Genomic DNA, 24,748 nt, shown 5'->3' on the forward strand with positions numbered 1-24,748 from the left:
CTCAACCTCCCATTCCCTGAGCAAGATCTGTTTTCATTATTTTCTGGACGCTATATGTTCCGGCAAAGGCGATAATCGCTACCAGTAGGACCACCGCGTTGCCAGCTTGGGAGTACCCAACGTCGAGGAGCCTGATCGACAATGTTGTAAGTACGTCCATTCCCGGAACCGCAAGAATTACCACCAGGCTCAGGCTCTTCACCCCTGAAATAAATGCCATAACCATTCCGGTTGCGAGTGCGCCCTTCTGGATGGGAAGGACGATCGTAACGAACCGACGCCACCAGCCGGCGCCGGCCATTTGGGCGGCTTCTTCTGGGTCGGACCCCAACTGCATCATCGCGGAGATTCCGGCTCGCGAAGCGAATGGCATCTGTTCGGTGAAGTAGATCAGTACGAGCAGTGCGGCCGTTCCGTAAAGCGCAGGAATCGGCCCCCGCTGAACCGCAAAAAGTGACAGGTACGCCACCGCAAACGCGATGCCCGGCACCAAGTAGGGGAAGAATACGATCTGCCGGAGGGCTCCCGAAATGAATCGGGACTGGGAACGTACCACGACATAACCAACGATGATTCCCATGACGCCCGCCATCACCGAGGCCATCCCGACAATCCAGAGGCTGTTCCATGCAGCACTCCACACCTCAGTGTTAAATAGCACTCCATCAGGGAAACCCACAGTCGACAGGTTCTGGCCTACCCAGTACTGCAAGGTGAAGTTCTCGGCACTGAATACCCCCGGTAGCTTCATTACCGTTGAAAGGGCGAGAACCGTGAGCGGGATCGCGACGCTAATAAGGAATAGGCCAGTGCAGCCAAGGGTTGCAAAGATCCGGCTCACCCCAAGCTTCGTGACCGAGCCGCCCGCACCGCTCTTTCCTGAGATCGTGACAAATCGTTTCGCCTCACGCAGAAAGTGCATGTCGACCCAGAGCGAGATCGCGCCGATCATCACGATCACCGCCACCATGACCGCGGCGGATCCCTTCTGGTCGCTGTAAATATTTCGGTAAAGGCTTGTGGCAAGCACATTCATGTTCACCGGCAAGCCGAGAATGTATGCCACACCGAACTCACCCAACACCTTTGCGAGAATCAACGTAACCGCTGAGATCAGGGCAGGCCGCAATATCGGCAGCACAATCGAAAGCGCAGCCTTTCCGCGCGATGCACCCAATAGCCTTGCTGATTCCTCAAGGGTGGAGTCGAAACGTTTGAGCGCATTTCCTACGAGCATGATCACAAATGGCGAGAAGTGCGCGGCAAAAATTAAGATGATAGGTACTTTGCCATATGACAACCAGTCAGGGACGGCAACCCCCAGGTTTTCAAGCCAACCTGCTTGGCCACCCGTGGTTCGGTTTTTGAACATCGTCACCCACGACAGCGCGAACGTCCACGCAGGCAGCATATATGGAACAATCAGCGCGGTTGCAAACCACTTACGGCCCCACATGTTCGTGCGCACCATGAGCCAGGCGACGGTCACACCCACAATTAGCGCGAGGGCAATGCTTGAGAGCGCAATCACGAGAGTATTGGTCAGCGGCTCCCAGAAAATCGTCATGGCCTGAGGCGAAGCAAACACACGCCAGAGGTAGTAGGAGGTGAACGCCCCCTCCCCCTGTTGCGTAATCGCCGTGTCCTGGCGGTGTACGACCACCCCATCAACCAACAGGGAGATAATTGGCGCAATGATCAGGTAGCTGAACAGGAGCAGCGCGAGAACACCGATCGTTACAACTGGGTTCTGCGCATACAGACGGATTCGATAGCCGAGCGGGGGCTTTAGCGCGGCCCGGCCTTTCCGTTTCTTGACCCGATCCTTCCTCGGATCCGGAATGAGAATTGTCGTAGTCACATCGACGCCCTTGTCTAAGTTTAAACATACCTCGTTGGGTACCTTTAGAGTATGGCTCGACAAAGGTACCTTTGTCAATACCTTTTAGCAATGATTCTAAGATCGGACAACACCCAAGACTGGGCTCGGGTACGGGGACCGAAAAGGGAACGCCGCCGACCGCAGAGACCCACGAAACCCGGAACCGACAGGCAGCGGTCAGAACCTCAGCGCATGAGCTTTCCTGACCACGAAGCCAAGTCAGCCGACAGCAATCGGACTCAGCCCGTAACCGACGAGCCCCGCACCACAAGCCGCGGCTCGATGAGCACCTCGAGGCCCCGATCCGGAGCGTCAGCATCGAGCGCCGTGAGCAGCGCGGTCGCGGCATCGCGGCCGATGCGGCGGTTGCCCGGATCGACGCTCGTGAGTGAGATGCGCGGAATCGCCGCGAGCGAGGTGTCGTCGTAGCCGGCGACGCGGCAGCCAGCGGGCACTGCGATGCCCGCGGATTCGAGCGCTGAGATCACCCCGACGGCAGAGAGATCGTTGACCGCGATGATGGCCTCGGGCAACCGTTCCTCGGCGAGCATGCGCTCGACGGCGCGGCGGGCACCAGCCTCGGTAAAATCGGCTGATTCAACCCACGATCCGGCCCCGAGGCCGCGGCGAGCGATGGATTCACGGAAGGCAGTGGCGCGCGAGGCGGAGACCGTTCCGCCCTCGCCGCCCACGAGGGCGATGCGCGCGACACCCTGTGCGACCAGGTGCGCGATGACCAGGTCGACGCCGGCGTTGTCGTCGCTGCGCACCGTCGCCACAACGTCGGGGGTCGCGTCGATCGCGCTGGCGACGACGGTGGGGATCGTGGCCGCAAGCTCGGTGAGTTCGGCAAAACCGGGGATCGTACCCACCGTGATGAGCCCCGAGGGGCGCAGGTCGCGCAGCATGGCGATGTTGTCTTGGTCGAGCATCGCCGAGCCGCCGCCGTCGTCGACCTGGGCGCTCACGATCATGGTGCGCCGGCCCGCCTCGGCGAGCTGTGCTTTCGCGGCCCCCACGATCTCAGCAAACAGGGGGTTGTGCAGGTTCGAAACCAAAATGGCGACGATGTCGCGGCGCCCAGCAGACAGTGACTGCGCGACGAGGTTGGGGCGGTAGCCCAGCCGCTCTGCGGCGTGGAGCACCCGCAGGCGACGCTCCTCGCTGACGTTCTCGCCGCCGTTAAACACGAGCGATACGAGCGATTTCGACACTTCAGCCTCGCGCGCGACATCTCGAATCGTCGGCGGGCGGTGGGGCGCGCTTGTCGCGGCCCCTATTGGGTCAGTCATCGCACCTCCTTGCACGGGTCAATCCTATGGGCTGCCGAGGCAGGGCCCGGGTCGCGGCGGGTTCGCGCGTGATCCGGGCCCGTTCTCGGCGCCCCACTCCAGCGTTCAGAGCCGGTGTTTTCCGGTGCCAACGCTGAGCAGCAGCATCCGTGCAGGTAGCTAGCGCCCGTCGCCAAATGCGGCAGCAAAGGCATCGAGCGCGGCGTCGGAGTCGCCGCTCGCCCAGGCCTCCATGCCGATAACGCCCTCGTAGCCGAGCGAGCGCAGCGCACTGGCGACCGCCTCGTAGCGAATCTCTCCGGTGCCGGGTTCGCAGCGGCCCGGCACATCGGCGACCTGAATTTCGCCGACCCAGGGCAGCGCCTCGGTGACGAGTGACACCAGGTTTCCCTCGCCAATTTGTGCGTGGTAGAGATCGAGGTTGAGGCGCAGGTGCGGGTGGTTGACCCCGCGCACGAGTGCGAGGGTGTCGGCGGCCCGCGCAAACGGCACCCCGGGGTGGTCGACCGCGAGGTTCAGGTTTTCGAGCACGAAGATGCGCCCGGCAGCCTGGCCCAGTTCGGCGACTTGCCGCAGCGTCTCGGCCGCGTGCACCCAGTCCTCACCGGTGGTGTGTTCGTGTGGCACGACCGGGATTCCGCCGTCGCCGAGGCCGGTGCCGTGCAGGTTCAGCCGGGGTGAATCGAGGATCTCAGCGGCCGCGAGTGACTCGCGCGCCGTCGCGAGCAGCGCTTCGCGGCCCGCCTTCGTCGTGAGGTCACCGCGCAAGTACCCGGTCATCGAAGAGAACTCGGCCCCCGTTGCGGCGAGCGCTTCGAGGTCTTTGTTGCTCCAGTCCCAGATCTCCACAAGAAACCCGCGCTCGTGGATGCGTTTGACGCGCTCCACGAACGGTAGGTCGAGATATAGCATCTCTGCGCAGGCGGCCAACCGATATGTCGTCATGACCAGGCTCCGTGTCTCGGGCCGTTACAGCGCAACCGAGACGGCGACACCCTCGGTGGCCGAACGCTGTGCAGCGTCGGCGAGCACGAGGGCCGCGCGGCCGTCTTCGAACGTGGGGCTCGTGGATGCTTCGCCGCGCACGAGCTTGACGAACTCGCGCAGTTCTTCGGCGTAGGCCTCGGCGTAGCGCTCAAGGAAGAACGTCTCGTACGGTGGCTTCGCTTCGACCGCGTCGGCGGTCGACAGGCTCACAAGGCTTGTGGGTGCGTTGGCAACCTGCAGCGAGCCCTTCGCGCCGAAGGCCTCGATGCGCTGGTCGTAGCCCACCGCGCTGTGGCGCGAGTTGATGATGGTGACGATGGCCCCCGAGGCTGCGCGCAGCGTGGTCACCGCGGTATCGAAGTCGCCGTGCTCGCGGGCTCCGTCGTCGAAGGTCTGCGTGCCAGTAGCGCTCACCGAAATTATGTCGTCGAGGAAGAAGCGGGCCATGTCGAAGTCGTGGATCGTCATGTCGCGGAAGATGCCACCTGAGATCTTGACGTAGTCGGCGGGCGGCGCTGCGGGGTCGCGGCTGATGATGGTGAGCTGCTCGAGCTCGCCAATTTCTCCGGCGGCGACGCGGGCACGGGCGCTTGCAAACGCCGGATCGAAGCGGCGGTTGAAGCCGAGCGCTACCGGTACGCCTGATTCGGCGACCAGCGGGCGCAGCGCGTTGACGCGCTCGATATCGAGGTCGATGGGCTTCTCGCACAGCACGGGGATGCCCGCGCGCACCGCGGCGGCGATCAGGTCAACGTGGGTGGGAGTGGGCGACGCGATCAGCACGGCATCGATTTCGCCCGAGGCGATGAGCTCTTCGGGGTTATCGGTGACTGTGCCGCCGAAGCGTGCGGCGACGCCCTTCGCGCCCTCGATGAACGGGTCTGCGATCCAGCTCAGTGTCGCACCGGGGAGTGCGGCGATTGTGGCGGCGTGTACCTGGCCGATGCGGCCGGTGCCGATGAGTCCAAAACGAACGGGTTGCTGCGTCATTGCGATCCCCTTGGGGTCTGGATCGCGCTCACTTAGCACGATCTAAATTGATAAGACAATAAGATTATTCTACGGGGTACAGTGCCGCCTTTCCAAGCACAATGACTGACCTGCGCCGCTGTGTATGCTGCCGCCCTCGGAATGCGAGAATAAACACCATGGGCGAGGACACAGCTGCGCGTTACACCAGGCCGCCATCGCGCAGCGCCACAAAACGCGGCGTCTGGATTGGGGTCGCGCTCTTCGCTGCGAGCCTGATCGTGTGGGTGGGCGGCCCGCTCTCGGCGCCCCTGTTTCCCGAAGAAGTAATGACCAACTGCACGGTGCAGCAATCCTCGGCTTCGCGACGGCCCCGAGCACGCGTCTTGAGCGACTGCGGCAGCTTCAGATCGAAGAAGACCGCCGTCTGCACCGCCGACCCGAGCTTGCGAGTGCAGCTGGTCGCCGGCACTGACTACGACTTCGTGGTGCGCGGCGCCCACATCCCCCTCGTGCTCTCGCGCACACTAGCCTCGGCGACGGTCTCAGAAAATCAGCCTGCGCCCCCAGACAGAGGGGCGAAACTGCGCGCTGCCGCCGATGCGCTTGAAGAGCTTCAGCGCAGCAATGAGAGCAATTCGGCCGGCCCCGCAGAGCCCCCTGCCGAAGACCCTGAGGACGCCGAATTTCGCGAGAGCATCAAAAGACTCGAGGATCAGTTCTCGCCCGAGACACTGCGCGCGTTTGATTACGAGCAGCCCCCGTACTCGCCCGAGTGCGATGCGTCACGCAGGGTAATGACCACCCGGGGGCCGCAGATCATGAAGCCCGACCGCGCGGCCGAGGTATTGCGTGTACCGGCCGGCACCACCGCGCGCGACCCACTGATTCCGTGCGATCCCAATGAATGCCGCCGGTTCGACATCGAATAGCTCACGGCGAGGTCTAGTACGCCGCAACCGATCCGCGCGCAACCAGGCGGGGCGTGAAGCTGCGCGATGCAATCTGCGTGGCACCGCCCTCAAGCTTCGCGATGAGCACCTGTCCTGCGGCCTCCCCCAGCTCGCGGGGGTCACCGCTCACACTGGTGAGCGACACGAGCCCGTACGCCGCGATCGGCGAATCGTCGTAGCCGACCACCGACAGGTCGCCCGGTACCGCAATCCCCAGCTCGCGAGCGGCGCCGATGACGCCGACCGCCATCGGGTCGTTCACCGCAAAGACCGCGGTGGGGCGCGGCGCCTGCGCTGACTCAGCGCGGGCCAGCAGCTCCGCAGCCACCTCGCGGGCCGCGGCTTCGCCCGTGTCGGGCGCCCGCACGACCGTGGGCGTGAGACCCAATTCGGCGATGGCGTCGCAGTAGCCGCGCTCACGCCGTGCCGCGCTCGCGCCGGGGGCCGAGACACACGCGATGTCGCGGTGGCCCTGCACGGCCAGGTGCATCGTCGCAAGGCGGCCGCCCGCCGCTTCATCGCTAGCAATGACGGGCAACTCGGCCAGTTCGGCGCCGAGATCGCGCACGCCGAGCACGACGGCGGGCACCCCGCTGCGCGCGACCGCCGGGGCCGAGGCTTCGCCAGCCAACACAATGCCGTCGACGCGCAGTGCCCGAAATGCCTCGATGGGGTCGATGCCCAGGTGGGCGTTGAGGCTCGCGTCGGCGACGCTTAAGGCGTAGCCGCCTTCGGCGAGCGCGGTGCGCAGCCCAGCAAGCGCCTCAACGAACCAGAGGTTGGAGAAGTCGTCGATGATGACGCCGACGCTGCGCGTACGGGTGCCCGCGAGGCCTGCGGCGAGCCGGCTCGGGGTGTAGTTCAGCGCGGTCACGGCCTCGAGTACGGCTTCGCGCTTCGCGTCGCTCACCCGGGGTGAATCGCGCAACACGAGCGACACGAGTGACTTCGAGACGCCTGCGCGTTCGGCTACGTCGTAGATGGTCGGTCGTTTCTTCACGGTCATCTCTTTCTGTTCCCCTCGACGATACTGCGTTTACGCAAGCGCGGGGTTCCCAGCGACACGCAGCTTTCAACATTGACAGAACAAAGCTCCACGGGATAGCGTACTCATCATTGGAGCGCTCCAATACTAGCTAAAGACTACAGAACAACCGCGAGCGCCCCACACTGCTTCACCAGCCCCCCTGCAACACCCGCGGCCCTCAAGCCCTGTGAAAGGAACCACCGTGACCTCATCAATCGGCGTCGCCGTCATCGGCGCAGGCATGGCAGGCAAGGCCCACGCGGCCGCCTTCCGTGCAGCCTCTACCGTCTACTCTCCCGTACTACCCGAGATTCGCCTCGTGGCCATCGGTGATGTGTACGCCCCGCTCGGCCAGGAGGCCGCGAAGCGGTTTGGGTTTGAGCGTCACGAATCAGACTGGAAGGCCATCGCGGCCGCCGACGACATTGACGTCGTGAGCGTGGTCGTGGCGAACTCGCTGCACCGCGAGATCGTCGAGGGCCTGCTCGCCGCCGGCAAGCACGTGCTCTGCGAGAAGCCGCTCAGTGACACGATCGAAGACGCCCGCGCCATGGCCGACGCCGCCCGAGAGGCAGAGGCCCGCGGCACCGTCGCCCGCATCGGCTTCAGCTACCTGCGTGCCCCCGGCATCGCGTTCATGCGTCAGCTCATCGACGACGGCCGCATCGGCGACGTGTTCCACTTCTCGGCCCACTACTGGACCGACTACGGCTGCCGCCCCGATGTGCCCATCAGCTGGCGCTACCAGGGCCCCGCTGGATCAGGAGCGCTCGGCGACGTTGGCAGCCACCTGAGCTACATCGCCGAGCATCTGTGCGGCGGCGTGCAAGAGGTCTCGGGCGGCCGGTTCCACACCTCGATCACCGAGCGCCCCAAGCCCATCGGTCAGGTCGTGGGCCACAGCCGCGGCAACGTCAGCACCGAAATGTCACCCGTCACGAACGACGACTACGCCACGTTCAATGCCAAATTTGAACGCTGCGTCGGCTCCATCGAGGTATCCCGCGTCGCCGCAGGCCACCCCAACAGCCTCTCCATTGAGGTGTTCGGATCGAAGGGCGCCGCACGCTGGAGTCAGACCAACCCATCACAGGTGGAGGTCATGCTGCATGACGAGCTCGGCGACCTCGCCGGCTACCGCACCGTGCCCCTCGGCCCCGCGCACCCGCACTACGCGGGCGGCTGGGCGATGGATGCCCCGGGCGTCGGCATCGGCCAGAACGATCTGTTCGTGCACCAGGCGCGCGCGTTCCTCGAGGAGGTCGCGGGCCTGCCCGAGGCCGAATCACTGCCGCGCTGCAAGAGCTTCGACGACGGCGTGCACAACATGGAGTTTCTCGCCGCAGTTGCCGAGTCGGCCGCGCAGGGCGGGGCCACAGTTCAGGTTCCCGCCAACGCCGCCGGCACCACCAACACCGTCGGCACCAACACCCAGGAGGTCGCACGATGAAACTCGGTGTCTACAACGCGATTCTGCACGACCGCAGCCTGCCCGAGGCGATCGAGGTCATCAAGAACCTGGGCCTTTCGGGCATCGAGCTCAACTCGGGCGGCTTTCTGCCCGCCCACCACATCCCCACCTTTGACGACATTCTCGTCTCAGATACTGCCCGCGACGACTTTCTCGAACTCTTCGAGGGCACGGGCGTCAGCATTGCCGGCCTCAACGCGAACGGCAACCCGCTGCACCCCAACCGTGCGATCGGCGATGCGCACGCTGCTGACGTGCGCCGTTCGATTCAGCTCGCCAACCGGCTCGGGCAAGATCGCGTGGTCACGATGTCGGGGCTGCCCGGCGGCGAGGCCAGCGCCAGCGTCACCAACTGGGTGGTCAACGCCTGGAACTCGGCGGCGCTTGACGTGCTCGACTACCAGTGGGATGTCGCGACCAAGTTTTGGCGCGAGATGGATGGCTTCGCGGCCGAGCACGGCGTGAAGGTGGCGCTCGAGCTGCACCCGCAGAACCTGGTGTTCAATTCGGCTGACGTGCACAAGCTCATTGAGCTCACGGGCGCCACGCACGTGGGCGTTGAGCTCGACGCGTCGCACCTGTTCTGGCAGCAGATGGATCCTGTGGCCGTGGTGCGCCACCTGGGCGAGCTCGTGTTCCACGCGGCCGCCAAGGATGTGCGGGTGAACCCCGAGTGGGCCAGCATTAACGGCGTGCTCGACAACTCATTCCGTCGCCTCGCCCCCGAAGAGCCGCGCACCAACCTGGGCGGCGACGAGTGGGCCAACGAGTGGCCCAAGAATTCGGCGTGGGATTTCGTGGCGCTGGGCCGCGGCCACGACACCGCATTCTGGACCGAGTTCTTGCGGGCACTGCACGAGGTCGACCCCGAAATGTGGGTCAACATCGAGCACGAAGACGTTTCGCTCGGCCGCATCGAGGGCCTCGAGGTCGCCGCGCAGGTGCTGCGGGCGGCCAACGCGGCGCTGTAAGACAGGGCGCGATCCGGGGCTCAGCAGGTCTTTGCCTCGGATCGCGCTTTAGCCCGCCGTGCCCCGCGTCACCGCGCGCGCCAGCACCCGCGTACCCTGGGGGTATGCCTTCTCAATACGATGCCGCTTTGCAACTTGATATTCCGCTGGAAATGGCGCGACGTCACGGCATCCCCTCGAACATCTCGCAGGCCGATCTCAATGAGATCGACCAAAACCCGCCGGCCTGGCTCGCCCAGTCGCGCGCCAACCGCACCGGCAAGAAGAAGGTGTGGGCGACGCTGCAGTGCGCGATCTGCAGTTACTCAGAGCAGGCGCGCCCCAAGAAGTGGTGGCCCGAGTTCACGCTGCTCGCGTGCTACGACCACGAGGCGCACGAACTGCCCAAGCCGTTTAGTGCCGCAACCACGCGCACCTTTGTGTACGGTGTGGGCAGCCGCTTCACCGGCGTCATCGACGCCGACGAGAGCGCAGAAGGTGAATCAGCCGAAGCTCCCGAAGCCTAAGCCAACCGTCACATAAGCGCACCTTCGCCCCGCAACCGCGCGGGTGCGCTAGCATTTCAAGTAAACATACGTGCTCCGGGGTCGGTGAAATTCCGAACCGGCGGTGATAGTCCGCGACCCGAGGCCCCTAGGGCTGAGGTTGAATCGGTGAAATTCCGATACCGACAGTAAAGTCTGGATGAGAGAAGCACATGCGTGGGCGACACCATTTCGTGTACCCGCGTACCCTCGGCGACATGAACCCGAGAGGAACGCCTGCCCATCATGCACTGCTTGATCGAAGCTTTTAATTCTCAGTGGGTGCTACCCGGCGGCCAAACACTGCTCGTGCGCGAAGTCGTCGGCAACGTGTTTGGGCTCGCGAGCGCATTCGGCGGCATGCGGCGCAAGATCTGGGCGTGGCCCGTCGGCATCGTGGGCAATCTGCTGCTGCTCACCGTGTTTCTGGGGTCGATCATTAGCCCGGATCACGAACTGCCGAACCTTCTCGGCCAGGCTGGCCGACAGGTCATGTTTATCGCTGTTGCCGTGTTTGGTTGGGTGCGGTGGCGCCAGGCCAGCAGCAACGGCGGGCAGGTGACGCCCCGCTGGGCCTCAAATCCCACCCGCATTGGCCTCGTGCTGACGCTCGTGCTCGGCACGGTCGCACTCACGCCGCTGTTTCGCGCGCTGGGTTCGTGGGATCCTGTGTGGGCCGATGCGTGGACATTTGTCGGGTCGCTGCTGGCCACCTACGGCATGGCGAAGGGCTGGACCGAGTTCTGGCTGATCTGGATCGCCGTCGACGTAGTCGGGGTGCCGCTGTTGTTTAGCACCGGCTACTACGCGACCGGGTTTATGTACGTCTTCTACGGCATCTTTACCGCCATCGGCTTTGTGGTGTGGGCCCGGGCCCAGTCGCACAGTAAGCCGCGCATCGACAACATCATGCCCGACCCGCGCGTGAGCCGGGCCACAGAGCCCGCTGAGTAGTCGGGCAGCAACTCACGCAAAAGGCACCTTCCCCAGCGGGGAAGGTGCCTTTCGGTTTCAGCCTGGCTGGTGAGTGCTAACTACTAGCCCTTGCGGGGCACGTAGATCGCGCCCGTTGTGATGTCTGAGTCGAGCTCTTCGAGGGTGCGACCGCGCGTCTCGGGCACGAACTTCAAGATGAAGAAGAACGAGATCACGTTGACGATGGCGAAGATCACGAAGAGGCCCATACCCACCGCGCCAACAATGGTCGGCACGAAGGTGGCGACGATACCGTTGGTGACCCAGAGCACGCACACCGACAGGCCCATGCCCACGCCGCGCATGTGCTGCGGGAATACCTCAGACAGATACACCCAGGTCGCGATGTTGAGGAACAGCTGGATCGAGCCGATCATTACGACGATCAGCACCAGGAACACCCAGGGTCGGGCGGGGTTGCCCACGGGGAACAGGGCCATCATCGCGACGGCGATCAGCACGTGCGACAGCGCGGTCATACCGTAGCCCCAGAGGAAGTTGGTGCGGCGGTTGATGCGGTCCATGTAGATCACGGCGATGATGCCGCCAATGACGGCGATGATGCCGGGGGCGATGTTGACCCAGCCGATCATGTCCTCGCTGAAGCCGGCCTCGGCGAGCATGCGCTGGCCGTAGTACATGATGGCGTTGACGCCGGTGAACTGCTGGGCGACGCCCAGGCCGCAGGCGACGAGCAAAATCATGAGCAGGTTGCGGTTCTTCAGCACGGCCTTGAGGCCGAGCTGGCCACGAGCGGCTACTCGATCCTGAGCGGTACCGGCCTGAATGTCGGCGAACTCGGCTTCAGCGCGATCCTTCGAACGCACGGTATTGAGTACGGCGAGGGCCTCTGCATCGCGTCCCTTTTCGATCAGCCAGCGGGGTGACTCGGGCATGCGCAGCATGCCGAAGAATAGGAAGATAGCGGGCACGGCACACACGGCGAACATGATGCGCCACACGCCATCTTCGTGGCCCCAGAGTGCCGCGATAATCGCGTTGACCACGAAGGCTGCGAGCTGGCCGATGACGATCATCAGCTCGTTGCGGCCCGAGAGCGAGCCGCGAATTTCGTAGGGTGCCATCTCTGACAGGTAGACGGGCACGACCGCCGAGGCGCCGCCGACCGCGAGACCGAGCGTGATGCGCCCAAGGATCAGCATCGAGTAACCGATGGTGGTGTGGGTGCCGTGCTCGGGGCCGCCCGGTGAGGTGATAACGAGGATCGTGCCGAGGAAGAATAGCGTCGAGAGCACGATGATCGTGGGGCGGCGGCCGATCTTGTCGGCGAGGCGGCCACACACCATGGCACCCACAGCGGCTGCGAAAACGAGCGCGCTGATCACGATGCCGATCTGCAGCGAGTTGAAGCCCATTTCGGCTTGCAGTGGCCGCTCAGCACCATTGGCTACGCCGGTGTCGTAACCAAACAGCAGTCCACCGAAGGTTGCTACAAGAGCAACCGTTCCGAGCCTTTTGCGATGCGGCCCGTCCGTGAGGGGTGGCAACTTTGCAGTTGCTTGCGCTGAATGGACGGACATATTAAGACTCCTTCGTCATGAGCACGCAACGGGAATGTTCGTATGCGTGATCATGAAAGCCTAACAATGTCATATCAAAAGGACAAAACGCCCTCACACCTGGCTCCCAGAGTGCGAACCCCTGATCGCGCAATAGTTCCACCTCTCAGTCAATTATTGCCTGATAGCAACATGTTTTACCCATACCGCTCGAATTTCATCGCGCGTCACAAATTTGTCAGCACAAACGTGTCGGGTGCGTTGACCCCATAGTCTGTACTGGTGATGACGCTGCTGCCGACCCTGCCCCCGTTTGCTTGGGCGTTGCTCGCGTGCGCCGCGATGCTCGTCGGCTTCTCCAAAACCGCGGTGCCCGGCATCAACACCATCTCCATCGCGATCTTTGCCGCAATTCTACCGGCGCGCGCCTCCACGGGCGCCCTGCTATTGCTGCTGATCATCGGCGATATCTTTGCCCTCATCACCTATCGCCGGCATGCTAACTGGGGCACCCTCGTGCGTCTCATCCCGGCGGTTGTGGTCGGCGTTGCGGCCGGGGCGCTGTTTCTGGCGTACGCCAACGACAGCTCGGTGCGCCGCGTCATCGGCGCCATTCTGTTGCTCGTCATCGGCTTCACGCTGTGGCAGCGCTGGCGCACCGCCCGCATCGCCAGCGCGGGCAGCGGCGCGACCAGACCCAGCGCTGCGGCGAGTGCGGGGCAAGCGGGGCAGCTGGGCGAGTCGGGATCCGGATCAAATTCGACCCCCCAGCCCGCCCCCAAAGCCGCGGGCTCCGGCGCCCTGATGCGCTCGGGATACGGAGCGCTGGGCGGGTTCACGACCATGGTGGCGAACGCCGGCGGCCCCGTGATGTCGATGTATTTTCTCGCCGCCAAGTTCGAGGTGAAGGCGTTTTTGGGCACGGCGGCCTGGTTCTTCGCGGTCATCAACCTCGCGAAGGTGCCGGTGTCGGTCGGCCTCGGCCTGATCACGCCGGGGGCGCTCGCGCTCGACGCGCTGCTCGCCCCGGGCGTCGTGATTGGCGCGCTCATTGGGCGCCGGATCGCCTCTCGTATGAAGCAGACGACGTTCGAATGGGCCGTCACGGTGGGCACGGTGCTGGGCGCGGTGTACCTGCTCGTGGGCTAGTTTGCGCCGTTCGACGTATGGTTGTGCGGTGACCTCTAACTCCACGACGCTGCAGGCCCTTCGACATCCGCGCCGGTTTACGACCGAGGTGCTCGCGGGCATCGTGACCACGCTGGCGCTGATTCCCGAGGTGATTTCGTTCTCGGTGATCGCCGGGGTCGACCCCAAGGTGAGCCTCATTGCCTCGGTTGTGCTTGCGATCTCGATGTCGATTTTGGGCGGCCGGCCCGCCATGATTACGGCGGCCGCGGGCGCGGTGGCGCTCGTCGTCGCCCCCATGGTGCACGAACACGGTGCCGAGTATCTGCTGCCCACCGTGGTGCTCGCGGGGCTCGTACAGATTCTGTTTGGCGTGACGGGGCTGGCCCGCCTGATGCGGTTTATTCCGCGTTCGGTGATGGTGGGGTTTGTGAATGCCCTCGGCATTCTGATCTTCGCCGCGCAGGTGCCGCACCTGCTCGGGGTGCCCTGGCTCGTGTACCCGCTGTTTGCCCTCACCCTGGTGATCGTGATCGGGCTGCCCCGACTCACGAAGGCGGTGCCGGCGCCACTCGTCGCGATCGTGGTCGTCACCGCGATCGTGATGATCGCGCACTTCACGGTGCCGACCGTGGGCGATCAGGGTGCGGTGGCGGGCGGGTTGCCTGGCATTACGCAGCTGCTCGTACCACTCAACCTCGAGACCCTCACGATCATCGGGCCGACCGCCCTCAGTGTCGCGTTTGTGGGGCTGCTTGAAACCCTGCTCACGGCGAAGCTCGTTGATGATCTCACCGCATCGAAGTCGAACAAGGGCCGCGAGTCATGGGCGCTGGGCGTCGCAAACATTCTCGCCGGGTTTTGGGGCGGTATCGCGGGCTGCGCCATGATCGGGCAGACCATGGTGAACGTGAAGCTGGGGCAGGCGCGCACCCGCATCTCAACGTTTATTGCGGGCGTCGCGCTGCTCGCCCTCGTCACAATATTCAGCGACGTGATGGAGCAGATTCCAATGATCGCCCTCGCCGCGGTGATGATGGTCGTGGCGGTGTCAACCGTCGACTTCCACAGCGTGCGCCCGGCGACGCTAAAGCGCATGCCCATCTCAGAGACCGCGGTAATGGTGTTCACCGTGGTGGTCACGGTGTCGACCGGTAACCTCGCCATCGGCGTGGGGCTGGGAGTAGTGCTCGCCATGGTTTTGTTTGCCCGTCGCGTCGCCCACGTGGTGACTGTGAAGCGAGCGGTGCAGGTGTCGGGCCTGCATGTTCCCGATGCGGTCGTGTACACGGTGCGCGGGCCGCTGTTCTTTGGCAGCAGCAACGACCTCGTCGAGCAGTTCTCGTACGCCGACGACCCCACATCGGTGACGATAGATTTCTCGCAGGCGCAGATCTGGGACGCCTCGACGGTTGCCGCCCTTGATTCAGTGCAGGCGAAGTACGCCGAGCAACACATCAAGGTGCGCTTCACGGGGCTCGACGAGCGCTCAGATCAGTTTCACGGCAGACTGACGGGCACGCTGGGGTAGCTCGGGGTCATATCTGGGGTGAGTGGGTTTTGACGGTCGACGTCATTTCATCACTACAGTTAGCTAGATGGGAACCATTGATTCGCGGCCTACCAGCAACGCTACGCCGAGCGAGCAAGTCAAACTCATAGGTGGGCGCTTGCGGAGGGCGCGCGAAGACCGAGGTCTTACGATCCCCGAAACGGCCGCCTACACAGGCCTCACCAAGGGCTTCATTTCTCAAGTAGAGCTAGGTCGAACCTCGGCCTCAATTGCTTCTCTAGCTTCAATCTGTGATGCCCTCAACTTGCCCATGGCATCGCTCTTTGAACCGCCCGCCGTATACAAAGTCGCTTCAGATGCACGCGAGTCAACTAAGTTCCCCGGCAGAGATGTCTCAGACACCGTGTTGACTCCCCCCGGGCTGGGAGGGATGCAAATCATTGAGACGATCATCCAGCCCGGTGGAGGCAGCGACCCTAAGCCTTACCGGCTGCCCTTCGATCAAGAGTTTGTGACCGTCTTGGAAGGCGTTCTCCACATGACTATCGAGGGCAGCCAGATTGAACTATTAACTGGCGACTCTTTGACCTTTCGAGCGTCACTGCCTCACACCTGGTGGAACCCCTCAGAAGAGCAAGAGACGCGGGTCATGTGGGTGCTCACCCAACTCGCTCCATAAACCTAGATGTAGCTCTATTGAGCCCAAAGGCACATGTACTCATAGGCAACATGAGCTGCGGCGAGCGCGGTAACATCGGCGTGGTCGTAAGCGGGCGCCACCTCGACAACGTCCGCCCCCACTAAGTTCAGGCCCTTGAGCCCTCTCAACATGTGCAGCAGTTCTCGGCTTGAGAGCCCCCCGGGTTCCGGTGTGCCCGTTCCGGGCGCAAATGCAGGGTCCAAGACATCAATGTCAACAGAGATGTACAACGGTCGATCACCTACACGAGCTCGGATCTGCTCAACGATTCCGTCGATTCCAGTTCCGATGAATTCACTCGCCCTAATGCGCTGAAACCCTGTCGCATCGTCTTCGAGGTTGTCTTCGGGACCATAGACAGAGCCCCTCACCCCCACATGCATGCACCCCTCAGGGTCGAGGAGCCCATCTTCAAATGCACGCCTGAACGGCGCACCATGGTGCAAGTTTGCCCCAAAATAGGGGCCCCAAGTGTCGAGGTGAGCATCAAAATGTACGACTGCGATCGGCCCGTGCAGACGATGTAGGGACTTCAGCGATGGGTAAGCAATTGTGTGGTCGCCGCCCAGTAGTACCAGACGCTGGCTTCGTTCTGAAGCCTCATCGAGCCCTCGAACCATAGAAGCTACAGCAGACTCGATGCTGAATGGCGTCACCGGGATATTCCCCAGGTCAGCAACTTGGTGGCCCGCAAACGGGTATGCATCCATTTCTACGTGGTAAGGACGTAGCAGGCGGCTCGCACCACGGATCGCCTCCGGGCCAAACCTTGCACCAGGGCGAAAAGTCACCGCTGAGTCGAAAGGAATTCCGATGACACCGACCTGATATTCACTGACCTGGTCAAGCCTCGGAAGCCCGGCAAATGTAGGTGCAGACGCATACCTTGGGGTTGCCGCGAAGTCAATCTGCGTGAGGATTTGCTCCCCCGCCGGTGTCTGCAGCGAGCTGTGCTCAGGTAGCGGACTCATAATGTTTGCTCCGTTTCTGTACTTAGGATTCTGAAGTGATGCGGAGCCCCTCGGGTGCTTCCACAAGGATGACGGTGAGACGGGGCGAAGCCGCAGCTTCTCGGAGCGCCTCTGTGAGCTGCCCCGGTGACTGTACCTGCACAGGAGTCGCCCCTAGGCCAGCCGTCAGCGCAGTAAAATCTGGGGCGCTGGTAGCGACACCTACCGGTTCGATTTCTACTCGATCGAATGAAGCTTCAATTTCGCGATAACCACCGTTGATCCATATCACTACGGTGAGCTGCCTATTGAGGTCGACTGCGGTCGCGAGCTCAGCGATCGTGAACAGTGAGCTTCCATCCCCAGCAACGGCGATTACCGGCCGTTCAGGCTGCGCAATCGCAGCACCGACTGCCATGGGGAGAGCGGGCCCAAGCGTGCCATATCCGTAAGGCGACAACCATGTTGCCCCACTCGGAAGCTCCATGAACTGATGAGCTTGGTATGCCAACTGCGCCGAGTCCACCGCGATGATCGCATCATCGGGCAGCCCCTTGCGAAATGCTTCCACCCATTCGTAGTAAGGATCACTCGTGTAAGCGCTAGTCCACGAACGTCGAGCTGCAGCGGCCCGGTCAACACCGCGGGCAGCCCTCAACGACCTGGGGGTCGCCGTAAGGAGTGCCCTCAACCGCTGAAGGAACTCTGCGGCATCCGCGCAAATGGTGGGGGTTTCTTGGTCTTGATGCGAAGCTGAAGGGTCAATATCCACTCTGATGATGTTGTTGAGACGAACGGGCGTTGATCCGGTCGCAATGTATTCGAAATCTGACAGCTCTGTTCCGATGGCGAGAACGAGATCGGCGTCTTGCAGAAGTTGTTGTGTCCCCTCAAACGGTGTTGAGACATTAACATTTAGCGGGTTGTGATCAGATAACAGCCCTTTAGAGTTCGTGGTCAGCACCACTGGAGCGTCTAACCGTTCAGCAACGTCAGCCAGCAAGGCACCTGCGTTACGGCACCCTCCGCCGGCGACGATCACGGGAGCGTCAGCTGTGGCTAGCAGCGCTGCGACGCGCTCCATTTCTTGCGTGTCTACTTCGGGCAAGGCTTCTGGAGTGGTGTCTGCCCTCGAAGGAAGTTCCACAAGCTCTGCCAACACGTCAAGCGGAACACCGATGTAGACCGGGCGCGGGCGCTCTGTGCGCCATCGGTCGTACATTTCGTCCACTGAATCGCTAAATTCTGCGATCGAAGAAATATTTTTGCTGAAGAGCGTATACGGGCGCAAGGTGTCTGCAATGTCTGGGGTGTCATGCAGTGTCCCCCGGTGCTTGCCTACCTGCGAGGACTCCACCGTAGACGCCACGATCAACATAGGAATGGAGTCGTGCCACGCCTGGGCAATTGCGGTCAACGCGTTCAAGACACCAGGCCCAGTCACCAGGAAGCACACACCCGCCCGGCCACTGGTTCGGGCAAACCCATCAGCCATGAAACCGGCACCTTGCTCGTGTCTCGGCACCACTGCGGTGATTCCATTACGTTTGAGCCCGCGAAAAAGCTCCAGCGTGTGCACCCCAGGAATTCCAAACACCGTGTCAACGCCCTTGGACGACAGCACCGCACAGATTGCTTCACCGAATCGCATCATTGCGATCTCCTCCGTTTTTACCACTGTGGTCCTCTTCGATTCAGATTCCGGTTCATCACTTTGGCCGGCTCACAACACTCGCCGATGGGGAACCCGTTTCATGCCATTCAGCAATGTAACGCGCCGGATCGGTCTCGTAGTGACGCAGAGCTGCGTCAGATAGATATGCCGCGTGAGGCGTGAGGATTGATCGCGGGTGGACTCTCAATGGATGGTCGGCCACTGGCGGTTCACCCACCAGCACATCGAACCCGACGCCCGAGAGCTTGCCTGAGTCGAGTGCATCCACACAGGCCTGCAAATCCACGAGCTCGCCCCGTGAGACATTGATAAGTACGGCATGATCACGCATCTTGTCGATCACGTCGGCGTTGACTACCTCACGCGTGTCCTCAGTCAACGGTAGGTGCAGGGACACAATGTCTGCAGATGCTAGGACCTCGTCAAACGCTGCCGCTTTCGCGACCCCGTCCGACGGAGGGCTAAACGGATCATGCGCTAGAACCTGTTTGAAGAGCGGCGACGCGATGCGGGCGAGTTCGGCCCCGATACGCCCATAGCCGATCAGCCCTAACGTGAGCTCGCTCGTGCGCCGGGGAACCCGCGTGAGCTCGTCAACCCAGCCCCCCGAGCTCACTACTCGTGTCATCTCGGGAAGCTCACGAATGGTCGCGAGCGCAAGTGTGAGCGCGTGAGTCGCGACTTCCTGAGTCGCAGCCGTGCCCAGATTAGTGACCCAGATTCCCCGCGCGACTGCAGCTTCCAAATCAATCATGTTCGTACCATTACTAGAAGCAGCAATGATCCCGAGCCTAGGTAGCTGATCGATAATGCCCGCGGTGATCTGCGAATAACCAGCGATAATCGCGATTGCGTCACGTTGAGAGGCAGCAATCACTCCGTTACGATCCATGCTTAAAAGTTCTGTACGCAGCCCCTGTGCGGAGAGGAGCGCCCGAGCGGGTTCCGGGTCAAGATCTGAATATTCGGCAAAAAGCACAAGTGGCTGACTCACTGCGGTCTCCTTTGGTTAAGCGGCGGCTTCGCGACCCCGTTGGCAAGCAAGAAACTAAAGAACCTTAGAAAGGAAATTGCGCGTTCGTTCGTGCTGTGGATTGCCAATCACATCAGCGGGGTTGCCGCTTTCGACAACTTGCCCGTCGTGCAAGAAAGCAACCTGATCACAGACCTCTCTCGCAAAACCGATCTCGTGAGTGACGATGATCATTGTCATGCCACCGTCGGCGAGCCCACGCATAACATCGAGCACTTCTCCCACAAGCTCAGGATCAAGAGCGCTCGTCGGCTCGTCAAAAAGCATGACCTCTGGCTCCATTGCAAGCGCACGCGCGATCGCGACTCGCTGCTGCTGTCCACCCGAGAGCTGGTTTGGATAGTGTGCGTGGTGCGATGTGAGCCCCACCCGTTCGAGCAGCCTTTGAGCACGCTCAATCGCATCTCGACGCGAAAGTTTCAGAACGCTCATTGGCGCTTCGATCAAATTCTCGAGCACTGTCATGTGCGCAAACAGATTGAATTTTTGGAACACCATGCCCGTACGCAAGCGGCTCTTCGTCAGCGCGGCTTCATCGAGGTCATAGAGCTTCCCGTTTTGGGCACGGTAGCCTACGAGCTCGCCGTCGACCCAAATACGGCCCCCATCAATCTTTTCAAGGCTGTTGATGCAGCGCAGGAATGTCGATTTACCGCTTCCGCTCGCACCGAGCAAAGAAACCACTCCGCCTCGCTGGATATCGAGGTCAATTCCTTTGAGCACATGGTTGTCTCCGAATGATTTTTGAACGTTTCGAGCCGCAACCATGGGCAGCAACGAAGACGGTTGGACAGCAGTGACCTGACTCATGATCGACGTCCCTCCCGCTTCTCCTGAACTACTTCCAAGATTTGAGTGTTTGACAACCGCCCTGGGATAAGCCCCTTAGCTACCCTCTTCCCTATCCGCGGATGGGTCTGGCTAAAGCCGCGAGCGAAACGCTTCTCAATCTGCATCTGCAGAAGCGTGAAGATCGTAGTGAAAACGAGGTACCAGACGGTAGCAACAATCAGCAGCTCAAACACATAGAAGTTTCTCGCCGAAACTATTTGAGCCCGATTAAGCAGATCAGGGACCGCGATGACGGACACCAAAGATGTCATTTTCAACATGGTGATCAGGTTGTTACCCACCGGTGGGATGATGACGCGCATGGCTTGCGGCAAGATGATGCGCGACATGATTCGCCTACTACGCAACCCCAAGGCAGATGCGGCTTCCACTTGGCCTCGGTCAACTGACTGAATACCGCCTCGCACGATTTCCGCCATGTACGCACCTTCGTTGAGCCCAAGCCCAAGCAGTGCGGCCATGAATGGTGTCATGAAAATATTGGTGTCGACCGAAATCTCACCAAATCCCAGCCGAGGGAAGAAGAGAGCCAGGTTGAACCAGAGCAATAGCTGCACCAGCAATGGTGTGCCGCGGAACAGCCAGATATAGCCGTTTGAAACTGATTGGAGAACCCTGTTCGAGGACAACCGAGCGACCGCTAGGACGGTGCCCAACGTCAGGCCAATTGCCATCGCCAGTGCAGTGAGGAGCAGGGTGGTACCGAGGCCACGGAGAATTCCAGGGGCCGCAAGATTGTCAAACACAATTGACCATTTGATGTTCTCGTTGGTGGCCATCCGCCAGGCCAATGCAGCCAACAGAAGGATAACGAGAACGCCAGCTACGGCCTGCCATGGATGCTTCACAGAGACCGAGTGAATTGCCCCCGTTCCCTGCGCTTCTTGTTCGAGCTTTTCGATCTGATGATCGTTCAGCGCACTCGTGGTCACAGCGGGTTCACCTCAGACTGTTCGATTGCGCCCGATTCCAAGTTATTCTCCGTCAAAATTTCGAGGTATCGCCCCGAGGCGATAAGTTCATTCATCGCAGCGAGTACTGCGTCTCTCAGCTCTGGATCATCCTTACGGAACGCCTTGCCGAGGGTCTGCGGCTCGAGCTCAGGAAGCAAAATCGCCTCGAAGGTTTCACCTTCCCCAAAGGTCTCCGCGTTGTACTGTGCTGCTGGGAACTGAGCGAGGTGAGTATCAGCTCGGCCACTCTGCAGTTGCTGTAGGGCGTCACTGTCTGCGGGGAATGCCAGGATCTCCATCGGATCGTTTTTACACAGGTCCTCGTTTAAGCCTTGGAGGACATCAAGCTGATGCGACGCGTCGAGAACCGACACGTTGAGGCCACACAGATCGCTTGTTTCTTCAATGCCCAGAGGGTTACCTGCGAGAACAGTCACGCCCTGTGGCGTACTGAAATATGAAATAAAATCGTACTTCTCAACGCGCGTCTCGTTGATGCCAATCGCGGCGCTGATCATGTCAATTCGCCCGGCGTCAAGAGCTGGGAGGAGGCCATCCCATGCCATGTTCTCCAACTTGATCTTGACCCCGAGGACCTCTCCCAACGCATAAACGATGTCAGGATCCACACCAATGATGGTTTCCTGGTCCTCATCGAAATACTCGTGGGGCGGATAGAAAGCTTCCGTGCCCACTTTAATTTCGCCGGCCTCTTGGATACGGTCAGGAAGCAAAGCATGCAACTCCGGATCCGCTTCAAGGACGGGCCCTTCCTCAGCTTCCGGAGCACTCGAGCAGCCCATCAGCAAAACAGCAGCCGCGGAAGTTGCCGCGATGGAAGACAATACAGTTCTTTTACGAATAGACATTAAAGGACTCCTACTGGGTTTACTTTCAACCACCGAGCGGCTACTTTGCCTCTCGCGGGTTTGCCAAATGGCGGCAATGTGCATGGTGAGATTTCCGCATTACACTGGCCACCCCGAGGGACGCCAGGCCTCGCCAAAGCGCAATAACGGACCAATCTCTCGCTCGTCGATGAGCGACTCTCTTCCAAAAGATTAAAGAAAGAAGATCAGCAGTGCTGCTCTCGAGTATAGTATAGCAATACTTTATGATTGCGATAGTGGCACATTCGGGCAATCTCAAGTTGCTTCAGCGCATCAGTGAAAACAGTCATTGACTATTGCTTTGAGGCGTGCAGGAGTGGGGCCGCGATCAGGCCCTCTTGAAACGCCGCAGTCGATAGCGTCTTGAGACCACGAAGGTTCACCAAGCCAGGCAAGCAACGCATAAAGCGAGGCCCGTTAACTCAGAGTCGGCCGAGACCAGGCTGCTCAGCGCTCGAGCACTACCGTGCCAGCTTCATCGCGCGTCACTCGGCCTGCGTACGAGACGGTGACTGTGACCCGCGGCTCTTCCAGCCTCGCGAGGTAGGTTGCCGCGAGCTCATACTCTTGGCCCGTCAGCACAAGGTCGGGCCCGGTTTGGCGAAACCACGACACCGATATCGCTGCGGGGTCAGCGACGTCGCGTAGGGCCTCGACGAGCTCGCTCGGGCACGAGGGGCCGGTCAGTCCCTCGTCTTCGCAGGCGCCCTGCAACCGCTGAATTTCGGCGGCGACCGCAGGTTCAACGTCGGGCCTAAACGTGGGCCTGATGGCGTGGAGATCGTCGGTGGGGGTCTGCACCGTGAAGGCGGAGTCCTCAGCATCGGTCATCTCGAGCAACCCGGTCGGGTCGGCGTAGGTGAAGTCGTAGCGTGCGGGCAGCAGGGTGATACTGCCACTCTCAACCTCACTCGGCGTGAATGTGAATGCGTCGTTGATGGTGAGCGTGCCCGCATACGGCAGAAGCGAGATGTGCACCGACAGATGCGACCCCAGCCCGGTGATCTTCGGCACCCCGTCTTGAGTGCGCGCCCGCAGCTCGAGTGTTTCGGGGTGAGCCTGGTCATCGAGCACGTACTCGACCTGCGCGGTTACCCCGGTCCAGCCGTCACCCACGGTGCTCACAATGCGCGCATCAGATGGGATGGCTGCCGAGGCCGCGTACAGGTCATCGTCGATGAGCGCCGCGTCGAAATCTACGTCGGTGAGCGCGGCGGCGGCCGTCGCCTCGCCCGCTTCGAGGTGATCGAAAAACTGCTCGATGACCTCGATGCTGCCCGAATTATCGGGGGCGGGCGCCGAGGCCGCGCAGCCAACGAGGGCGACCGAGCCGGCCGCGACGAGGGCGATGCTGGCCACCACGCGGGCGGGCCCGCGTCGCCCGGCGAGCTCGCGCAGCCTGACAGATACAGGGAGCGCGCCGCCGGCTCGATGATCGATGCGGCTCATGGCGGGCTCCTCACACAGGTACGTCTCACGCAGGTACGTCGCGCACGCGCGAGTCACGCGCCACAACGGCCCCATCGTACCCCGGGGTACTCGCACCTCTCGGCAGAGCACCCCGGCAGGGAACACCCCCAGCGGTTACGCGTTCGCGATCAGTTCCTTGAGCATCGCCAGCTGCTCACGTGAGCAGTCATCGGCGTGCTCGTTCTCGGCGAAGACGTTCGACACGATGAGTGCGTCTTCGCGATCGAGGTAGCCCGTCGCCTTAAGCGTGCCGAACAGTTCGGCCCAGTCAACGTCGCCGTCACCGATCGACAGGTGCTGGTGCACGCGCACCGCGTTCCCCGGAGGGTTCGTGATGTAGCGCAGCCCGTTCGAGCGGTTGTGGTCGAACGTGTCGGCCGCGTACACGGCGCCGAGGCGGTCGCCCAGCTCGGGGATCAGTGTGGTGGCCTGATCGCCCATGTGGAACGAGTGTGAGGCGACGTACACGAAGCCCACCTGCGTTGAGTTCAGGCCGCGAATGATGCGCCAAGCCTCAAGCCCGTCCTCGACGAAGTCATCGGGGTGCGGGTCGATGTTCAGCTGGATGCCCTCGCGCTCGAGCACGGGAATCAGCTCTTCCATGGAGCGGTAGAACCCGGCCTCAGAGTCTTCCTCGCGCTCGGGGCGACCCGAGAACTCGGTGTTGACCATGGGCACACCGAGCTCTGCAGCGATCTCGATGTAGCGCTTCATGTTGCGCACGGCAGCCTCACGCTGCGGCTCTTCGGGCCACGAGAAGCGCTGCACCGGCAGCACCGACGTGATCGTTACCCCGGCGTCGCTCGCACGCTTCTTCAGTGCCTGCACCATTGAGGTGTCGACCTTCGGGTAGTGAAAGTGCCGCCCAAAATCGGGGTTGGGCGTGAGCTGCAGATACTCGTACCCGAGCCCCGCGACGAGGTCGGGGAAGTCGAGCAGGTGCACCGTGTCGTTGTACGGCGTCGGATCAAGCGCAATGCGAACCATGATGTCTCCTTGAAAACCTAGTGCAA

Annotated in this window: 22 protein-coding genes and 1 riboswitch; of the genes, 8 read left to right on the plus strand and 14 right to left on the minus strand. The window is 61.8% G+C overall.

Going from position 1 to position 24,748, the window contains the following annotated elements:
- Nucleotide 1: 1 nt before the first annotated feature.
- The 4 genes from JOF28_RS08530 to iolG form a co-directional block, all read right to left on the minus strand.
- Nucleotides 2-1,861 carry an ABC transporter permease gene (locus JOF28_RS08530; RefSeq protein ID WP_209705369.1) on the minus strand — a complete coding sequence of 620 codons (1,860 nt, stop codon included), beginning with the start codon at nucleotides 1,859-1,861 and terminating at the stop codon, nucleotides 2-4.
- 260 nt (nucleotides 1,862-2,121) lie between these two features.
- Complete coding sequence (locus tag JOF28_RS08535) at nucleotides 2,122-3,174, minus strand: LacI family DNA-binding transcriptional regulator (RefSeq protein WP_209705370.1); 1,053 nt, start codon at nucleotides 3,172-3,174, stop codon at nucleotides 2,122-2,124.
- A gap of 159 nt (nucleotides 3,175-3,333) precedes the next feature.
- Nucleotides 3,334-4,119 (minus strand): TIM barrel protein, encoded by a 786-nt coding sequence (locus JOF28_RS08540; RefSeq protein ID WP_209705371.1) that lies wholly within the window; start codon nucleotides 4,117-4,119, stop codon nucleotides 3,334-3,336.
- Between the two features lie 24 nt (nucleotides 4,120-4,143).
- The gene (iolG, locus tag JOF28_RS08545) at nucleotides 4,144-5,151 is read right to left on the minus strand and encodes an inositol 2-dehydrogenase (protein ID WP_209705372.1); all 1,008 of its coding nucleotides are present in this window, start codon (nucleotides 5,149-5,151) and stop codon (nucleotides 4,144-4,146) included.
- A 158-nt stretch (nucleotides 5,152-5,309) separates the two neighbouring features.
- Here iolG and JOF28_RS08550 point away from each other — a divergent pair, with 158 nt between their 5' ends.
- Complete coding sequence (locus JOF28_RS08550) at nucleotides 5,310-6,062, plus strand: hypothetical protein (RefSeq protein WP_209705373.1); 753 nt, start codon at nucleotides 5,310-5,312, stop codon at nucleotides 6,060-6,062.
- A 13-nt stretch (nucleotides 6,063-6,075) separates the two neighbouring features.
- Here the strand turns inward: JOF28_RS08550 and JOF28_RS08555 are convergent, their stop codons facing one another.
- Nucleotides 6,076-7,089, minus strand: coding sequence for a LacI family DNA-binding transcriptional regulator (locus JOF28_RS08555; RefSeq protein ID WP_209705374.1), 1,014 nt, complete (start codon nucleotides 7,087-7,089; stop codon nucleotides 6,076-6,078).
- Between the two features lie 223 nt (nucleotides 7,090-7,312).
- On the opposite strand from JOF28_RS08555, the gene JOF28_RS08560 reads away from it, so the two are divergent.
- From JOF28_RS08560 to pnuC, 4 genes are all read left to right on the plus strand, one after another.
- Nucleotides 7,313-8,560, plus strand: coding sequence for a Gfo/Idh/MocA family protein (locus JOF28_RS08560; protein ID WP_209705375.1), 1,248 nt, complete (start codon nucleotides 7,313-7,315; stop codon nucleotides 8,558-8,560).
- Entirely contained in the window at nucleotides 8,557-9,552 is a 996-nt protein-coding gene (locus JOF28_RS08565) for a sugar phosphate isomerase/epimerase family protein (RefSeq protein WP_209705376.1), read from the plus strand. Before JOF28_RS08560 ends, JOF28_RS08565 begins: the two co-directional genes overlap by 4 nt.
- 104 nt (nucleotides 9,553-9,656) lie before the next feature.
- Complete coding sequence (locus JOF28_RS08570) at nucleotides 9,657-10,058, plus strand: hypothetical protein (protein WP_209705377.1); 402 nt, start codon at nucleotides 9,657-9,659, stop codon at nucleotides 10,056-10,058.
- Between the two features lie 67 nt (nucleotides 10,059-10,125).
- Nucleotides 10,126-10,252, plus strand: a riboswitch (FMN riboswitch).
- A 70-nt stretch (nucleotides 10,253-10,322) separates the two neighbouring features.
- Nucleotides 10,323-11,030 (plus strand): nicotinamide riboside transporter PnuC, encoded by a 708-nt coding sequence (gene pnuC, locus JOF28_RS08575; RefSeq protein ID WP_209705378.1) that lies wholly within the window; start codon nucleotides 10,323-10,325, stop codon nucleotides 11,028-11,030.
- Between the two features lie 83 nt (nucleotides 11,031-11,113).
- Here the strand turns inward: pnuC and JOF28_RS08580 are convergent, their stop codons facing one another.
- Entirely contained in the window at nucleotides 11,114-12,592 is a 1,479-nt protein-coding gene (locus JOF28_RS08580) for a sugar porter family MFS transporter (RefSeq protein ID WP_209705379.1), read from the minus strand.
- Nucleotides 12,593-12,856: 264 nt separating this feature from the next.
- Between JOF28_RS08580 and JOF28_RS08585 the strand changes: the two genes are divergently transcribed.
- From JOF28_RS08585 to JOF28_RS08595, 3 genes are all read left to right on the plus strand, one after another.
- The gene (locus tag JOF28_RS08585) at nucleotides 12,857-13,720 is read left to right on the plus strand and encodes a sulfite exporter TauE/SafE family protein (protein WP_209706934.1); all 864 of its coding nucleotides are present in this window, start codon (nucleotides 12,857-12,859) and stop codon (nucleotides 13,718-13,720) included.
- A gap of 28 nt (nucleotides 13,721-13,748) precedes the next feature.
- The gene (locus tag JOF28_RS08590) at nucleotides 13,749-15,230 is read left to right on the plus strand and encodes a SulP family inorganic anion transporter (protein ID WP_209705380.1); all 1,482 of its coding nucleotides are present in this window, start codon (nucleotides 13,749-13,751) and stop codon (nucleotides 15,228-15,230) included.
- A gap of 67 nt (nucleotides 15,231-15,297) precedes the next feature.
- Nucleotides 15,298-15,891 carry a helix-turn-helix domain-containing protein gene (locus tag JOF28_RS08595; protein ID WP_209705381.1) on the plus strand — a complete coding sequence of 198 codons (594 nt, stop codon included), beginning with the start codon at nucleotides 15,298-15,300 and terminating at the stop codon, nucleotides 15,889-15,891.
- A 14-nt stretch (nucleotides 15,892-15,905) separates the two neighbouring features.
- Here JOF28_RS08595 and speB read toward each other — a convergent pair whose 3' ends face one another.
- The 8 genes from speB to JOF28_RS08635 all read right to left on the minus strand — a co-directional run bounded on the left by speB (nucleotide 15,906) and on the right by JOF28_RS08635 (nucleotide 24,722).
- Entirely contained in the window at nucleotides 15,906-16,883 is a 978-nt protein-coding gene (gene speB, locus JOF28_RS08600) for an agmatinase (protein ID WP_209705382.1), read from the minus strand.
- Between the two features lie 22 nt (nucleotides 16,884-16,905).
- Entirely contained in the window at nucleotides 16,906-18,516 is a 1,611-nt protein-coding gene (locus JOF28_RS08605; RefSeq protein WP_245189912.1) for a 5-guanidino-2-oxopentanoate decarboxylase, read from the minus strand.
- 55 nt (nucleotides 18,517-18,571) lie between these two features.
- Nucleotides 18,572-19,531, minus strand: coding sequence for a C-terminal binding protein (locus tag JOF28_RS08610; RefSeq protein ID WP_209705383.1), 960 nt, complete (start codon nucleotides 19,529-19,531; stop codon nucleotides 18,572-18,574).
- A gap of 54 nt (nucleotides 19,532-19,585) precedes the next feature.
- A complete protein-coding gene (locus JOF28_RS08615; RefSeq protein ID WP_280909318.1) occupies nucleotides 19,586-20,380 on the minus strand; it encodes an amino acid ABC transporter ATP-binding protein in 795 nt (264 codons plus the stop codon).
- On the minus strand, nucleotides 20,377-21,354 hold the full coding sequence (locus JOF28_RS08620; RefSeq protein ID WP_209705384.1) for an amino acid ABC transporter permease: 978 nt from the start codon (nucleotides 21,352-21,354) through the stop codon (nucleotides 20,377-20,379). The genes JOF28_RS08615 and JOF28_RS08620 overlap by 4 nt, the downstream gene beginning before the upstream one ends.
- Nucleotides 21,351-22,244, minus strand: a complete 894-nt coding sequence (locus JOF28_RS08625; RefSeq protein WP_209705385.1) for an ABC transporter substrate-binding protein — start codon at nucleotides 22,242-22,244, stop codon at nucleotides 21,351-21,353. The genes JOF28_RS08620 and JOF28_RS08625 overlap by 4 nt, the downstream gene beginning before the upstream one ends.
- A 468-nt stretch (nucleotides 22,245-22,712) precedes the next feature.
- Nucleotides 22,713-23,714 (minus strand): hypothetical protein, encoded by a 1,002-nt coding sequence (locus tag JOF28_RS08630; RefSeq protein WP_209705386.1) that lies wholly within the window; start codon nucleotides 23,712-23,714, stop codon nucleotides 22,713-22,715.
- Nucleotides 23,715-23,849: 135 nt separating this feature from the next.
- A complete protein-coding gene (locus JOF28_RS08635; protein WP_209705387.1) occupies nucleotides 23,850-24,722 on the minus strand; it encodes a sugar phosphate isomerase/epimerase family protein in 873 nt (290 codons plus the stop codon).
- Nucleotides 24,723-24,748: the final 26 nt, after the last annotated feature.

It is taken from the genome of Leucobacter exalbidus (assembly GCF_017834145.1).
Taxonomy (GTDB): Bacteria; Actinomycetota; Actinomycetes; order Actinomycetales; family Microbacteriaceae; genus Leucobacter; species Leucobacter exalbidus.